Genomic DNA, 16,148 nt, shown 5'->3' on the forward strand with positions numbered 1-16,148 from the left:
GGGGTCTCCTTGCGCCGCACCGGAGCGCACGGCATGCGTCCATTCTTGGACGGCACCGGCCCGCACCGGGCCGGTCAAGGGCGTTCACGCGTGTCGGAGACGGGCTCGCGCGCCCTAGGGGATCAGCGGCGCTTGGGCGCCTGCCCGGCCGGCGCGGCGGCCGGCACGGGTGCGTTCGGATCGCGCCAGCCGTACTCGACGTAGCGGCGGATCACGAGGCAGCCCGGCGGCGAATCGATCAGCGAGACCGACGAGGTCGGCTCCTTGTCGTCGGTGTAGACCGTGTAGATCGGCAGCAGCGGCGTGCGCTTGTAGTTCTTCAGTTCCTGCTCGGCCACGCTGGCGCAGGTGAAGGGCGCCACCGAGATGCGCTCGGCCGCCACGGTGCACGCGCCGCTGTCGTCGGGAATGGCGGTGATCGACGCGGCCACGCCCGCGTTCGGGTACTGGATGCCGACCAGCGAGAACACCGGGCCGGCGTCGGGGCGCTTGCGGTCCCAGTCGAGCAGCACGTCGTGCGCGCGGCTGCCCTGCACGGTGAGCGTGGCCAGCCGCGTGATGGCGGGCAGGCAGCGCTGCACGCCCACGCTGGCGGCGGCGCGCGTGAGCGTGTCCTGCGGCGCCGCGGGCGGGGCCAGCACGCCCTGCGCGAGCGCGCTGCCGGCCATCGCGAGCGTGCAGGCTACAACGGTGGATCGGGCGAGGACGTTCATCGGTGTCGCCTTCACGCGTAGAGGCTCTCGATAGCCGCCGAGTAGAGGCGCACGTTCTCCTCGCCTTCCGGGTCGAGCTTCGCGATGAGGGCGCGGGCGCGCTCGCGGTAGGCCGGCAGGTTCGCGTCGTGCTCGGCGAACGCGCGCCGCAGCGCCTGCCCGCCCTCCTCGCAGTCGAAGCCGTGGTAGCGGTAGCCGCAGTCGCCGATCAGGTGCGAGTTGTGGATGAGCGGCCAGCCGCCGTACAGCGCCTCGTAGTAGAGGTAGTTCTGCGCGTTCTCCCAGTGGTGCGCAAAGACCGCGTCGATGGCGCCCGGCAGCACCTGGTACAGCGGAAAGCGCCCTTCGAAAGTCGCCAGGCCGTGCCGCACCAGATCGAGGCTCTGGGCGAAGGCGACGAAGTTCGGCTTGTCCTTCAGGTGGAAGCTGTTGTAGACCCACATCTTCTCGATGAGGCGCGGCTGCGCGCGGTGCGCCGACTCGCAGCCCAGCATCGGGATGAAGCTGGTCTTCACCATGCAGATGTTGGGCTCGAAGATGGCCACGCGCCACTGCTTGCGCCCCGGTTCGTAGGCGAAGCGCTTGCCCTCGGCGCCGCGCGCCATCGCCTTCTCGACCACCATCGGGCTCCACAGGTGCGGCATGAGCTTGGTGGGCGCGCGGAAGGTGCTCGCGAAGTACGGCTTGCAGGAGGTTTCGTACTCGGGCAGCGTCCACACCTCGTCGTACGGTGCGCCGCTGACCAGCATGCCGTGCGGCTTGTTGAAGGTCATGCGCTCGATGTCGATCACGTAGTCGTTGCCCACGCGCATCGAGACGATTTTTCCGCCGCGCTCGCGGAACGCCACCGACCAGTCGCGCCCGAGCTGCGCGCTCATCTCGATCATGAGGTCGAGCTCCTGCGCGGCGGTGGCCATGTCGATGATCGGCACCGGCGAGTCGGCCAGGAAGTTGGTGGCGTCGGCCGGGCCGCCGTCGCCGCCGCCGGCCACCAGCACCGTGCGCTCGACGCAGGGCGAGCGCAGCAGCAGCATCACGAGGAACAGGCAGTTCTGGTAGACGCCGTTCTCCCACAGGCTCTGCTCGCCCTTGCGGATGAAGATGGAGACGCCGACTTTCAGCCGGGTCGGTGCAGCGGCCGCGCGCGGGCCTGCGGTGGGGTTCTGCACGTCGCTCATGCGGCCACCTTTGCGTTGCCGGCACGGAACGCCGGATCGCCGCCCACCAGGTTCAATAGCCGCTGTGCGTAGCCGTCGATGTTGGCGGGGTGCATCGGATCGATCGCGTCGAACACGCGCTGGCTGCGCGCGCGGTAGTCATCGAGCTGCGCGTCGTGGCCGCGCACGGCCACGGCCAGCTGTTCGGCACCGACGGCGATGTCGAAGTCGGGGTAGTAGTAGCCGGCGTCGCGCAGCCAGGGCGAGTTGTGCACCAGCGGATAGTTGCCGTACAGCGCGTCGAGGTAGCTGTAGTTCTGGTCGTTCTGCCACTGGTGCGACACCACCGCGTCGGCGTGCTGCACCATGAAGCCGGCGAAGTCGTGCCGTCCGTGGAAGGTGGCCTTGTGCTGGCGCACGATGTCCAGCGAGTTGGCCAGGTAGAGCATCGTCGGATGGTCTTTCAGGTGCAGCGTGTTGAGCACGTGCATCCCCGCGACGTGCTCGGGGTTGGCGCGGTAGGCCTCGTCGGTGATCAGCATCGGGATGCTGCACGACTTCACGACCGAGATGTTGGGCTCGAAGATCGCCACCCGGAAACCCGGCTGCTGCGCCGTGCGCGGCTGGTAGCCGAAACGAAAGCCCTGCGCCTGCACCTCGTCGACGCGCTGCGCCAGGAACTGCGGCGACCACAGGTACGGCACCTCGTGCACCGGGCAGCGGTGCAGCGTGCGCATCATCGGCGCAAAGGCCGTGTCCTTGGGCAGCAGCCAGATTTCGTCGCAGCGGTCGGTGGCGCCGAAGTGCCCCTTGTCGGCAAAGACGATCGGCTCGGCCAGCGCCACGAAGGGCTGCCCCACGCCGTGGAAGGCCACGCGTCCGCCGCAGGCGCGGAAGTACGACAGCCACTGCACGTCGAGCGCGCCCGCCATTTCGATGACCACGTCGAGCGCGTCGGTCAGCTCGCGGGCGCGGCCCAGCGAGAGCCCCATGGCCGACAGGTCGACCTGCGGCGGCATCGCCTGCTGGTCGCCCGCGTCGATGAGCGTGACGGACTCGACGAATTCGATGCGTTGCAGCAGCCGGGCCAGGAACAGGACGTTCTGTCCCATTCCGTTTTCCCAGATGTTCTGCCCCGCGTGGGAGAGGACTGAAATACCGATGCGCATGGCCGAAGTGTGTACCAAAAAAACAATGGCTCCCGCGCGCAGGGCGCGGGAGCCACCGGACCGGGGGCGTCGGCCTAGTGGCCTTTTACTTCCACTTCCAGCCGATGCCCGCGTTGACGCCCCACTCCTTGCCGGTGGAGCTCAGGCCCGCTCCCCAGGAGATCTTGCCGTCGTCCGACAGGGCCTTGAAGGTCAGCGCCACGGCGCTGTAGCCCTTGTACGAACCCATGCCGATGCCGATCGTCTTCTCGCCCGGGTACAGCGTGGGCAGGTAGGTGCCCGACATCGCGAAGGCCATCGCCGAGCCCGAGTAGGCGATGCGCGCCACGTCACCCACCTGCTTTTGCACCTGCTGCAGCTGGCCCAGGTTGACCGCGTCGCCCGGCAGCACGCCCGGTGCCACGTTGCTGATGCGCGCGGGACCCGAAGTCTCGGTGCCCAGCGTGATCTGGTTGTAGTTCACCGACCCGTCGGGGTTGGTGGCGTACTGCACGCTGCTGGCCTTCGCAGCCGCCGAGACCGCCTTCAGCTGCGCCACGTTGGTCGCGTCGCTGTCGGCCGAGCCGGCTGCCACGCCCGTGATCTGGCGGAACTGGTTGTTGGCCGCATCGCCCACCGACACCGCCGCCTGCGTGCTGGTCGTGGCCTTGATGGCCGCTTCCTGCTGCGCATTCGCGCTGCCCGGCACGTAGCCAGCCACGCCCGCCGCCCGGGAGGCCACCGAGTTCGCACCCAGTGCCACGCCGCCGGTCTGCTGGACCACCGCGCCGAAGCCGATGGCCGTGCCCTGCGCGATGTTCTGCGCCTTGCTCAGCGGCGTGCCGCCGGCGTCCGCACCGTCACCCAGGGCCACGCCGCCGCCGCCGGCACGGGAGTTCGCGCCGATCGCCTGCGAGCCCGTGGCCAACGCCCCGGTACCGATGGCGATCGCGTTGGTGCCCGTGGCCTGCGCCCCGAAGCCCACCGCCACCGCGCCGTCGGCCGTGGCCCGCGCGCCGTTGCCGGCCGCGAAGGAGTTGGCGCCGCTGGCTTCGGAACGCGGCCCGATCGCCACTGCTTCCGCACCGCTGGCCTTGGAGTCGGTGTTGGTCGAGTTGGCGTGGAAGTACTTGGTGCCCTTGTCGTTGATCGTGTTGACCGTCGTGCTCAGGCTGCTGATGCTGCTCGTGGCGGTGCTCAGGCCGGTCGACGTCGAGGTCGACAGGCTGGAGAGGCCGCTGGCCGCGCCGCCCACGCTGGTGGACAGGCTGTCCAGGTTGCTGTTGGTGGTGCTCAGGCCGGTCGACAGGCTGTTGACGGTGCTGTTGGTCGTGCTCAACCCGGTGGACAGGCTGCTCACGTTGCTGTTCGTGGTGCTCAGGCCGGTCGACAGGCTGCCGACGGCGCTGTTGGTCGTGCTCAGGCCGGTCGAGAGGCTGTCGACGCTGCTGCCCACCGTGCTCAGGCCTGTCGACAGGCTGTCGATGCGGCTGGCCGAGGTGCTCAGGCCGGTGGACACCGAGCTCGACAGGCTGTTCACGCTGCTCGTGACCGTGCTCAGGCCGGACGACGTGGAGGTCGAGAGGCTGTTCAGGTTGCTGTTCGTCGTGCTCAGGCCCGACGAGAGGCTGCCGACATTGCTGTTGGTCGTGCTCAGGCCGGTCGACAGGCTGTTGATGCCGCTGTTGGCGGTGCTCAGGCCGGTGGACAGGCTGCCGATGCCGCTGTTTGCGGTGCTCAGGCCGGTCGAGGTCGAGGACGACAGGCTGCCCAGGTTGCTGTTCGTCGTGCTCAGGCCCGTCGACAGGCTGAAGATGCCGCTGTAGGCGGTGCTCAGGCCGGACGAGAACGAGGTGGACAGGCTGCTGACGTTGCTGTTGGTCGTGCTCAGGCCGGTCGACAGGCTGTCGATGCTGCTCGTGGCCGTGCTCAGGCCCGACGAGGTCGAGGTCGAGAGACTGTCGACGTTGCTGTTCGTCGTGCTGAGGCCGGTCGAGAGGCTGTCGATGTTGCTCGTGGCGGTGCTCAGGCCCGAGGACGTGGAGGTCGAGAGGCTGCTGACGTTGCTGTTGGTGGTGCTCAGGCCTGTGGAGAGGCTGGAGATGCCGCTGGTGGCGGTGCTCAGGCCGGTCGACAGGCTGGAGATGCCGCTCGACGTCGAAGTCGACAAGCTACCCACGGTGCTGTTCGTGGTGCTCAGGCCGGTGGACAGGCTCGAGATACCGCTGGTGGCGGTGCTCAGGCCGGTCGACAAGCTGTCGATTCCGCTCGTTGCCGTGCTCAAGCCACTCGACGTCGAGGTCGACAGGCTGCTCACGTTGCTGTTCGTCGTGCTCAAGCCGGTGGACAGGCTGGAGATACCGCTGGTTGCGGTACTCAGACCCGTCGACAAGCTATCGATTCCGCTCGTGGCCGTGCTCAGGCCAGACGACGTAGACGTCGAGAGGCTGCTCACGTTGCTGTTCGTCGTGCTCAAGCCGGTGGACAGGCTGGAGATGCCACTGGTCGCCGTGCTCAGACCGGTCGACAGGCTGTCGATTCCGCTCGTGGCCGTGCTCAGGCCACTCGACGTCGAGGTCGACAGGCTGCTCACGTTGCTGTTGGTCGTGCTCAAGCCAGTGGACAAGCTGGAGATGCCGCTGGTGGCGGTGCTCAGGCCCGTCGACAGGCTGTCGATTCCGCTCGTAGCGGTGCTCAGGCCACTCGACGTGGAAGTCGACAGGCTGCTGACGTTGCTGTTCGTCGTGCTCAAGCCAGTGGACAGGCTCGAGATGCCACTGGTCGCCGTGCTCAGACCGGTCGACAGGCTGTCGATTCCGCTCGTGGCCGTGCTCAGGCCGCTCGACGTCGAGGTCGACAAGCTGCTGACGTTGCTGTTCGTGGTGCTCAGGCCAGTGGACAGGCTCGAGATGCCACTGGTCGCTGTACTCAGGCCGGTCGAGAGGCTGTCGATGCCGCTCGTGGCGGTGCTCAGGCCGGACGACGTCGAGGTCGACAGGCTGCTCACGTTGCTGTTGGTCGTGCTCAAGCCAGTGGACAAGCTGGAGATGCCACTGGTCGCCGTGCTCAACCCAGTCGAGAGGCTGTCGATGTTGCTCGTGGCGGTGCTCAGGCCCGAGGACGTGGAGGTCGAGAGGCTGCTGACGTTGCTGTTCGTGGTGCTCAGGCCCGTGGACAAGCTGGAGATGCCACTGGTCGCTGTGCTCAAACCGGTCGAGAGGCTGTCGATGCCGCTCGTGGCCGTGCTCAGGCCGGACGACGTGGAGGTCGAGAGGCTGCTCACGTTGCTGTTGGTCGTGCTCAAGCCAGTAGACAAGCTGGAGATGCCGCTGGTGGCGGTGCTCAGGCCCGTGGACAGGCTGGAGATGCCGCTCGACGTCGAAGTCGACAAGCTACCCACAGTGCTGTTCGTGGTGCTCAGGCCCGTGGACAGGCTGGAGATGCCACTGGTCGCCGTGCTCAGACCAGTCGAGAGGCTGTCGATTCCGCTCGTCGCGGTGCTCAGACCAGACGACGTGGAAGTCGAGAGGCTGCCGACGTTGCTGTTGGTGGTGCTCAGGCCTGTGGAGAGGCTGGAGATGCCGCTGGTGGCGGTGCTCAGGCCGGTCGACAGGCTGGAGATGCCGCTCGACGTCGAAGTCGACAAGCTACCGACGTTGCTGTTCGTCGTACTCAAGCCAGTGGACAAGCTGGAGATGCCACTGGTCGCCGTGCTCAAACCAGTCGAGAGGCTGTCGATGCCGCTGGTAGCGGTGCTGAGACCGGACGAGGTCGACGTCGACAGGCTGCTGACATTGCTGTTCGTCGTGCTCAGGCCCGTGGACAGGCTGGAGATACCGCTGGTAGCAGTGCTGAGGCCGGACGACGTCGACGTCGAGAGGCTGCTGATGTTGCTGTTCGTGGTGCTCAGGCCGGTCGACAGGCTGGAGATGCCACTGGTCGCCGTGCTCAAGCCGGTCGAGAGGCTGTCGATGCCGCTCGCCGCGGTGCTCAGACCAGACGACGTGGAGGTCGAGAGGCTGCTGACGTTGCTGTTCGTTGTGCTCAGACCAGTAGACAGACTCGAGATGCCGCTGGTCGCCGAGCTCAAGCCGGTCGAGAGGCTGTCGATGCCGCTCGTGGCCGTGCTCAGTCCCGACGACGTTGAAGTCGACAGGCTGCTGACGTTGCTATTCGTCGTGCTCAAGCCGGTGGACAGGCTGGAGATGCCGCTGGTTGCCGAGCTCAATCCCGTGGAGAGGCTGGAGATACCACTGGTTGCGGTACTCAGACCCGTCGACAAGCTGTCGATGCCGCTGGTAGCGGTGCTGAGGCCGGACGACGTGGAAGTCGACAGGCTGCTCAGGTTGCTGTTCGTCGTGCTCAAGCCGGTGGACAGGCTCGAGATACCGCTGGTCGCCGTGCTGAGACCGGACGACGTCGACGTCGAGAGGCTGCTGATGTTGCTGTTCGTGGTGCTCAGGCCGGTCGACAGGCTGGAGATGCCACTGGTCACTGTGCTGAGACCCGTCGACAGGCTCGAGATACCGCTGGTCGCCGTGCTCAAGCCCGACGACGTCGAAGTCGAGAGGCTGTCCAGGTTGCTGTTCGTGGTGCTCAGTCCCGTGGACAGGCTGGAGATGCCACTGGTCGCCGAGCTCAAGCCGGTCGAGAGGCTGTCGATGCCGCTCGTGGCCGTGCTCAGTCCCGACGACGTTGAAGTCGACAGGCTGCTGACGTTGCTATTCGTCGTACTCAAGCCGGTGGACAGGCTCGAGATACCGCTGGTCGCCGTGCTCAGGCCAGACGACGTCGAAGTCGACAAGCTGCTGACGTTGCTGTTCGTGGTGCTCAGGCCGGTGGACAGGCTCGAGATGCCGCTGGTCGCAGTGCTCAAGCCAGACGACGTCGAGGTCGACAAGCTACTCACGTTGCTGTTCGTCGTGCTCAAGCCCGTGGACAGGCTGGAGATGCCGCTGGTGGCAGTGCTCAGGCCAGACGACGTCGAGGTCGACAAGCTGCTCACGTTGCTGTTCGTAGTGCTCAGGCCCGTCGACAGGCTCGAGATGCCGCTGGTTGCCGTACTCAAACCCGACGACGTCGAGGTCGAGAGACTGCTGACGTTGCTGTTGGTCGTGCTCAGCCCGGTCGACAGACTGTCGATGCTGCTCGTCGCAGTGCTCAAGCCGGACGACGTGGAGGTCGACAAGCTGCTCACGTTGCTGTTCGTGGTACTCAAGCCGGTCGACAGGCTCGAGATACCACTGGTCGCCGTGCTCAGGCCAGACGACGTAGACGTCGAGAGGCTGCTGACGTTGCTGTTGGTCGTGCTCAGCCCGGTCGACAGGCTGTCGATGCTGCTCGTCGCAGTGCTCAGGCCAGACGACGTGGAGGTCGACAAGCTGCTCACGTTGCTGTTCGTCGTGCTCAAGCCGGTCGACAGGCTCGAGATACCACTGGTCGCCGTGCTAAGGCCAGACGACGTAGACGTCGACAGGCTACTGACGTTGCTGTTCGTGGTGCTCAGGCCGGTCGACAAGCTATCGATGCCGCTGGCAGCAGTGCTCAGGCCACTCGACGTCGAAGTCGACAGGCTGCTGACGTTGCTGTTCGTCGTGCTCAGGCCGGTGGACAGACTCGAGATGCCGCTCGTGGCCGTGCTCAGGCCGCTCGACGTCGAAGTCGACAGGCTGCTCACGTTGCTGTTCGTGGTACTCAGCCCGGTCGACAGGCTGTCGATACTGCTCGTCGCAGTGCTCAAGCCAGACGACGTGGAGGTCGACAAGCTGCTGACGTTGCTGTTCGTCGTGCTCAAGCCCGTAGACAGGCTGGAGATGCCGCTGGTGGCAGTGCTCAAACCCGACGACGTCGACGTCGACAAGCTGCTGACGTTGCTGTTGGTCGTGCTCAGCCCAGTCGACAGGCTGTCAATGCTGCTTGTCGCAGTGCTCAAGCCAGACGACGTGGAGGTCGACAGGCTGCTCACGTTGCTGTTCGTCGTGCTCAGGCCCGTGGACAGGCTGGAGATGCCGCTCGTGGCGGTACTGAGGCCGGACGAAGTGGACGTCGACAGGCTGCTCACATTGCTGTTCGTCGTGCTCAGACCCGTCGACAGGCTCGAGATGCCGCTGGTCGCCGTGCTCAAGCCACTCGACGTCGAGGTCGAAAGGCTGTCCAGGTTGCTGTTCGTGGTGCTCAGGCCGCTCGACGTGGAAGTCGACAGGCTGTCGATGCGGCTATTGGCCGTGCTCAGACCCGACGATGTCGAAGTCGACAGGCTGCCCACATTGCTGTTTGTCGTGCTCAGGCCCGTGGACAGGCTGGAGATGCCGCTCGTGGCGGTGCTGAGGCCAGACGACGTGGACGTCGAGAGGCTGCTGACGTTGCTGTTCGTGGTGCTCAGGCCGGTGGACAGACTGGAGATACCGCTGGTTGCGGTGCTCAAACCGGTCGACAAACTATCGATGCGGCTCGTAGCCGTGCTCAAACCCGAGGACGTCGAGGTCGACAAGCTGCCGACATTGCTGTTCGTCGTGCTCAGGCCAGTGGACAGGCTGGAAATGCCACTGGTCGCCGTGCTGAGCCCCGTCGACAGGCTATCGATGCCACTCGCGGCCGTGCTCAGCCCGGTCGACGTGGATGTCGACAGGCTGCTCACGTTGCTATTCGTGGTGCTCAGGCCAGTCGACAGACTGGAGATACCGCTGGTTGCCGTGCTCAAGCCGGTCGAGAGGCTATTGATGCTGCTCGTGGCCGTGCTCAGGCCCGACGACGTAGACGTCGACAAGCTGCTCACGTTGCTGTTCGTGGTGCTCAAGCCAGTGGACAGGCTCGAGATGCCGCTGGTCGCCGTGCTCAGGCCGGACGACGTCGAGGTCGACAGGCTGCTGACGTTGCTGTTGGTCGTGCTCAGGCCAGTCGACAGGCTGTCGATGCTGCTCGTCGCAGTGCTCAAGCCGGACGACGTGGAGGTCGACAGGCTGCTCACATTGCTGTTCGTGGTGCTCAGGCCCGTAGACAGGCTCGAGATACCGCTGGTGGCCGTGCTCAAGCCACTCGACGTGGACGTCGACAGGCTGTCCAGGTTGCTGTTCGTGGAGCTGAGGCCAGTGGACAAGCTGGAGATACCGCTGGTCGCAGTACTCAAACCAGACGACGTCGAGGTCGAAAGGCTGCCAATGCTGCTCGTCGCCGTGCTCAAGCCAGACGACGTCGAAGTCGACAGGCTCGAAATACCACTGGTTGCCGTGCTCAAGCCGCTCGAGGTGGATGTCGACAAGCTGTCCAGGTTGCTATTGGTGGTGCTCAGGCCGGTGGACAGGCTGGCGATGCCGCTGGTCGCCGTGCTCAGCCCTGACGACGTGGACGTCGACAGGCTGCTCACATTGCTGTTGGTCGTGCTCAGACCGGTCGACAGGCTGTTGATGCCACTGGTGGCAGTGCTCAAACCAGACGACGTCGAAGTCGAAAGACTGTCGATGCTGCTCGTGGCCGTGCTCAGACCGGACGAGGTCGAGGTCGACAAGCTGCTGACGTTGCTGTTCGTCGTGCTCAGCCCCGTGGACAGGCTGGAGATACCGCTGGTGGCCGTGCTCAGACCCGACGATGTGGACGTGGAGAGGCTGTCGATGCTGCTCGTCGCGGTGCTCAGGCCAGACGACGTCGACGTCGACAGGCTGCTGACGTTGCTGTTCGTCGTGCTCAGGCCGGTAGACAGGCTATCGATGCCACTGGTCGCCGTACTCAAGCCCGACGACGTGGACGTCGACAGGCTGTCGATACGGCTGTTCGTCGTGCTCAAGCCAGACGAAGTCGAGGTCGACAAGCTGCCGACGTTGCTGTTCGTGGTGCTCAGACCCGTGGACAGACTGGAGATACCGCTGGTGGCCGTGCTCAAGCCGCTCGACGTGGACGTCGACAAGCTGTCCAGGTTGCTGTTGGTGGTGCTCAGGCCGGTGGACAAGCTCGAGAAGCCACTGGTCGCCGTGCTCAAGCCCGTCGACAGGCTGTCGATGCTGCTCGTGGCCGTGCTCAGGCCGGACGATGTAGACGTCGACAAGCTGCTAATGCTGCTGTTCGCCGTGCTCAAACCCGACGACGTGGAGGTCGAGAGGCTGCCGACGTTGCTGTTCGTCGTGCTCAACCCAGTGGACAGGCTGGAGATGCCGCTGGTGGCGGTGCTCAGACCCGACGAGGTCGAGGTCGAGAGGCTGCTGACGTTGCTGTTCGTCGTGCTCAGGCCGGTCGACAGGCTGGAGATACCGCTGGTGGCGGTGCTCAAACCAGAGGACGTAGACGTCGAAAGGCTGTCGATGTTGCTCGTCGCCGTGCTCAGGCCGGACGACGTCGAGGTCGACAGGCTGCTCACATTGCTGTTTGTCGTGCTCAAGCCAGTCGACAGGCTGGAGATACCGCTGGTGGCGGTGCTCAAACCAGACGACGTGGACGTCGATAGGCTGTCGATGTTGCTCGTCGCCGTGCTCAGGCCGCTCGACGTGGAGGTCGACAGGCTGCTGACGTTGCTGTTGGTCGTGCTCAAGCCAGTGGACAGGCTAGAGATGCCGCTGGTCGCAGTGCTCAGACCCGAGGACGTAGACGTCGAGAGGCTGTCGATGCTGCTCGTCGCCGTGCTCAGGCCGCTCGACGTGGATGTCGAAAGGCTATCGATACGGCTGTTGGTCGTGCTCAGGCCCGACGACGTCGAAGTCGACAGGCTCGAAATTCCACTGGTTGCAGTGCTCAGACCGCTCGACGTGGAGGTCGAAAGGCTGTCCAGGTTGCTGTTCGTGGAGCTGAGGCCGGTAGACAGGCTGGAGATGCCACTGGTCGCGGTGCTCAAACCAGAGGACGTCGAGGTCGACAGGCTGCTCACGTTGCTGTTCGTCGTGCTCAGACCCGTGGACAGGCTGGAGATACCGCTGGTGGCAGTGCTCAAACCAGACGACGTCGAAGTCGAAAGGCTGTCGATGCTGCTCGTCGCAGTGCTCAGGCCCGTGGACAGGCTGGAGATACCGCTGGTAGCGGTGCTCAAACCGGACGACGTCGACGTCGAAAGACTGTCGATGCTGCTCGTGGCCGTGCTCAGACCGGACGAGGTCGAGGTCGACAAGCTGCTGACGTTGCTGTTCGTAGTGCTCAGGCCAGTGGACAGGCTGGAGATGCCACTGGTCGCCGTGCTGAGCCCCGACGACGTCGACGTCGAAAGGCTGCTGACGTTGCTGTTGGTGGTGCTCAGACCGGTCGACAGGCTGGAGATCCCACTGGTCGCCGTGCTCAAACCCGACGACGTCGAAGTCGAAAGGCTATCGATGCTGCTCGTAGCCGTGCTCAAACCAGACGACGTCGAGGTCGACAGGCTGCTCACGTTGCTGTTCGTCGTGCTCAGGCCCGTGGACAGGCTGGAGATACCGCTGGTTGCGGTGCTCAGCCCCGACGACGTCGAAGTCGAAAGGCTGTCAATGCTGCTCGTGGCTGTGCTCAAGCCCGACGACGTGGACGTCGACAGGCTGCTCACATTGCTGTTGGTCGTGCTCAGACCGGTCGACAGGCTGGAGATCCCACTGGTCGCCGTGCTCAGACCCGACGATGTCGAAGTCGACAGGCTGCCCACGTTGCTGTTCGTCGTGCTCAGGCCCGTCGACAAGCTGGAGATGCCGCTGGTCGCCGTGCTCAAGCCGCTCGACGTGGACGTCGACAGGCTGTCGATACGGCTGTTGGCTGTGCTCAGACCCGACGATGTCGAAGTCGACAGGCTGCCCACATTGCTGTTCGTGGTGCTCAGGCCTGTAGACAGGCTGGAGATGCCGCTCGTGGCGGTGCTGAGGCCAGACGACGTGGAAGTCGACAGGCTGCTGACGTTGCTGTTGGTCGTGCTCAGACCAGTCGACAGGCTGTCGATGCCACTCGTGGCTGTGCTCAAGCCGCTCGAAGTGGAGGTCGACAGGCTGCTGACATTGCTGTTTGTCGAGCTCAGGCTCGTGGACAGGCTAGAGATCCCGCTGGTCGCTGTGCTCAGGCCGCTCGACGTAGAAGTCGACAGGCTGCTCACATTGCTGTTCGTCGTGCTCAGGCCAGTGGACAGGCTCGAGATGCCGCTGGTCGCGGTGCTCAGGCCAGACGACGTGGACGTCGACAGGCTACTCACGTTGCTGTTGGTCGTACTCAGGCCCGTCGACAAGCTCGAGATGCCGCTGGTCGCGGTACTCAGACCGCTCGAAGTCGACGTCGAGAGGCTGTCGATGCTGCTCGTGGCTGTGCTCAGGCCCGACGACGTCGACGTCGACAAGCTGCTCACGTTGCTGTTGGTCGTGCTCAGGCCCGTCGACAAGCTTGAGATGCCGCTGGTTGCTGTACTCAGACCGCTCGAAGTCGACGTCGAGAGGCTGTCGATGCTGCTCGTGGCGGTGCTCAGACCCGACGAAGTCGAAGTCGACAGGCTACCCACGTTGCTGTTCGTCGTGCTCAGGCCCGTCGACAGGCTCGAGATGCCACTCGTCGCCGTGCTCAGCCCCGAGGACGTGGAGGTCGAAAGGCTATCGATTCGACTGTTGGTCGTGCTCAAACCACTGGACGTCGAGGTCGACAAGCTGCCCACGTTGCTGTTCGTCGTGCTCAAGCCCGTGGACAGGCTGTCGATGCCACTCGTGGCTGTGCTCAAGCCGCTCGACGTGGAGGTCGAAAGGCTACTGACATTGCTGTTCGTCGTGCTCAGACCCGTGGACAGGCTGGAGATGCCGCTGGTCGCGGTGCTCAGACCAGACGACGTCGAGGTCGACAGACTGCTGACGTTGCTGTTGGTCGTGCTCAGGCCCGTCGACAAGCTTGAGATGCCGCTGGCCGCGGTGCTCAGGCCCGACGACGTCGAAGTCGACAGGCTGCTCACGTTGCTATTGGTCGTGCTCAGGCTCGTGGACAAGCTGGCGATGCCACTGGTCGCGGTGCTCAGACCGCTCGAGGTAGACGTCGAGAGGCTGTCGATGCTGCTCGTGGCGGTGCTCAGGCCCGACGACGTGGAGGTCGAAAGGCTATCGATTCGACTGTTGGCCGTGCTCAAACCACTGGACGTCGAGGTCGACAAGCTGCCCACGCTGCTGTTCGTTGTGCTCAAGCCCGTCGACAGGCTGGCGATGCCACTGGTCGCAGTGCTCAGGCCCGACGATGTCGAAGTCGACAGGCTACTCACGTTGCTGTTGGTCGTGCTCAGGCCAGTAGACAGGCTCGAGATGCCGCTGGTTGCCGTACTCAAGCCCGACGACGTCGAGGTCGACAGGCTGCTGACGTTGCTGTTCGTGGTGCTCAGGCTCGTCGACAAGCTGGAGATGCCACTGGTCGCGGTGCTCAACCCACTCGACGTGGAAGTCGAGAGGCTGCTGACGTTGCTGTTGGTCGTGCTAAGGCCCGTCGACAAGCTGGAGATGCCGCTGGTTGCTGTGCTCAGTCCGCTCGAGGTAGACGTCGACAAGCTATCGATGCTGCTCGTCGCCGTGCTCAGGCCCGACGACGTAGACGTCGAGAGGCTGTCGATACGACTATTGGTGGTGCTCAGGCCCGAGGACGTCGAGGTCGACAGGCTACCCACGTTGCTGTTCGTCGTGCTCAGGCCCGTCGACAGGCTCGAGATACCGCTGGTTGCCGTACTCAAGGCCGACGACGTCGAGGTCGACAGGCTGCTGACGTTGCTGTTCGTGGTGCTGAGACCGGTCGAAAGGCTGGAGATGCCGCTGGTCGCGGTGCTCAGGCCGGACGACGTCGAAGTCGACAGGCTGCTCACGTTGCTGTTGGTTGTGCTCAGGCCCGTAGACAGACTAGAGATGCCGCTGGTTGCCGTGCTCAAGCCGCTCGACGTCGAGGTCGACAAGCTGCTGACATTGCTGTTCGTGGTGCTCAGACCTGTGGACAGGCTGGAGATACCACTGGTCGCCGTGCTCAGGCCCGACGACGTAGATGTCGAGAGGCTGTCGATGCGGCTATTGGCCGTGCTCAGACCCGACGACGTCGAGGTCGACAAGCTGCCCACGTTGCTGTTCGTGGTGCTCAAGCCCGTGGACAGGCTCGAGATACCGCTGGTTGCAGTGCTCAGACCGCTCGAAGTAGACGTCGACAGGCTGTCGATGCTGCTCGTGGCAGTGCTCAGGCCGGACGACGTGGACGTCGACAGGCTGCTCACATTGCTGTTGGTCGTGCTCAGGCCCGTCGACAGACTGTTGATGCCGCTCGCAGCGGTACTCAAACCGGACGACGTGGACGTCGACAAGCTGCTGACGTTGCTGTTCGTCGTGCTCAGGCCCGTGGACAGGCTCGAGATTCCACTGGTCGCAGTGCTCAGGCCGCTCGACGTGGACGTCGAGAGGCTGTCGATGCGGCTGTTGGTCGTGCTCAGACCCGACGATGTCGAGGTCGACAAGCTACCCACGTTGCTGTTCGTGGTGCTCAAGCCCGTGGACAGGCTGGAGATGCTGCTCGTGGCCGTGCTCAGGCCGGACGAGGTCGAAGTCGACAGACTGCTGACACTGCTGTTCGTGGTGCTCAGGCCCGTCGACAAGCTGGAGATGCCGCTGGTCGCGGTGCTCAGACCCGACGACGTGGAGGTCGACAAGCTGCTGACGTTGCTGTTCGTCGTGCTCAGACCTGTGGACAGGCTCGAGATGCCGCTCGTGGCCGTGCTCAGGCCGCTTGAAGTCGACGTCGACAGGCTGTCGATGCGGCTGTTGGTCGTGCTGAGGCCAGTCGACGTGGACGTTGACAGACTGCCCACATTGCTGTTCGTCGTGCTCAAGCCCGTGGACAGGCTCGAGATTCCGCTGGTCGCCGTGCTCAGACCCGACGACGTCGACGTCGAAAGGCTGCTCACGTTGCTATTCGTAGTGCTCAGGCCTGTGGACAGGCTGGAGATGCCGCTCGTGGCCGTGCTCAAGCCGGACGACGTCGATGTCGACAGGCTACTGACGTTGCTGTTCGTGGTGCTCAGGCCAGTCGACAGGCTGGAGATACCGCTGGTAGCAGTGCTTAGACCAGACGACGTCGAAGTCGACAGGCTGCTCACGTTGCTGTTGGTCGTGCTCAAGCCCGTCGACAGACTCGAGATGCCACTGGTCGCCGTGCTCAGACCGCTCGATGTCGATGTCGAAAGGCTGTCGATGCGGCTGCTGCTG

At 64.7% G+C, this 16,148-nt stretch carries 6 protein-coding genes; 3 read left to right on the forward strand and 3 right to left on the reverse strand.

Annotated features, from left to right (window positions below):
- Positions 1-122: 122 nt before the first annotated feature.
- From AC1RGU_RS17900 to AC1RGU_RS17910, 3 genes are read right to left on the reverse strand one after another with little or no spacing between them, the layout of a single operon-like run.
- The gene (locus AC1RGU_RS17900) at positions 123-713 is read right to left on the reverse strand and encodes a hypothetical protein (protein ID WP_492697135.1); all 591 of its coding nucleotides are present in this window, start codon (positions 711-713) and stop codon (positions 123-125) included.
- An 11-nt stretch (positions 714-724) separates the two neighbouring features.
- The gene (locus tag AC1RGU_RS17905) at positions 725-1,891 is read right to left on the reverse strand and encodes a DUF2827 domain-containing protein (protein WP_139702454.1); all 1,167 of its coding nucleotides are present in this window, start codon (positions 1,889-1,891) and stop codon (positions 725-727) included.
- A complete protein-coding gene (locus tag AC1RGU_RS17910; protein WP_492697137.1) occupies positions 1,888-3,039 on the reverse strand; it encodes a DUF2827 domain-containing protein in 1,152 nt (383 codons plus the stop codon). The genes AC1RGU_RS17905 and AC1RGU_RS17910 overlap by 4 nt, the downstream gene beginning before the upstream one ends.
- Positions 3,040-3,518: 479 nt before the next feature.
- On the opposite strand from AC1RGU_RS17910, the gene AC1RGU_RS17915 reads away from it, so the two are divergent.
- From AC1RGU_RS17915 to AC1RGU_RS17925, 3 genes are all read left to right on the forward strand, one after another.
- The gene (locus tag AC1RGU_RS17915; RefSeq protein ID WP_307637437.1) at positions 3,519-3,731 is read left to right on the forward strand and encodes a hypothetical protein; all 213 of its coding nucleotides are present in this window, start codon (positions 3,519-3,521) and stop codon (positions 3,729-3,731) included.
- Between the two features lie 84 nt (positions 3,732-3,815).
- A complete protein-coding gene (locus tag AC1RGU_RS17920; protein ID WP_492697139.1) occupies positions 3,816-4,844 on the forward strand; it encodes a hypothetical protein in 1,029 nt (342 codons plus the stop codon).
- A 27-nt stretch (positions 4,845-4,871) separates the two neighbouring features.
- On the forward strand, positions 4,872-16,148 hold an 11,277-nt coding region (locus AC1RGU_RS17925; RefSeq protein ID WP_492697141.1), incomplete at its 3' end, for a hypothetical protein.

The organism is Variovorax sp. GW823-FHT02B07, from assembly GCF_058797695.1.

Bases quoted from the DNA above. Each gene is read 5' to 3' on its own strand.
- AC1RGU_RS17900 (WP_492697135.1), bottom strand. From the start codon at position 713: ATGAACGTCCTCGCCCGATCCACCGTTGTAGCCTGCACGCTCGCGATG.
- AC1RGU_RS17910 (WP_492697137.1), bottom strand. From the start codon at position 3,039: ATGCGCATCGGTATTTCAGTCCTCTCCCACGCGGGGCAGAACATCTGG.
- AC1RGU_RS17920 (WP_492697139.1), top strand. From the start codon at position 3,816: ATGGCCGTGCCCTGCGCGATGTTCTGCGCCTTGCTCAGCGGCGTGCCG.
- AC1RGU_RS17905 (WP_139702454.1), bottom strand. From the start codon at position 1,891: ATGAGCGACGTGCAGAACCCCACCGCAGGCCCGCGCGCGGCCGCTGCA.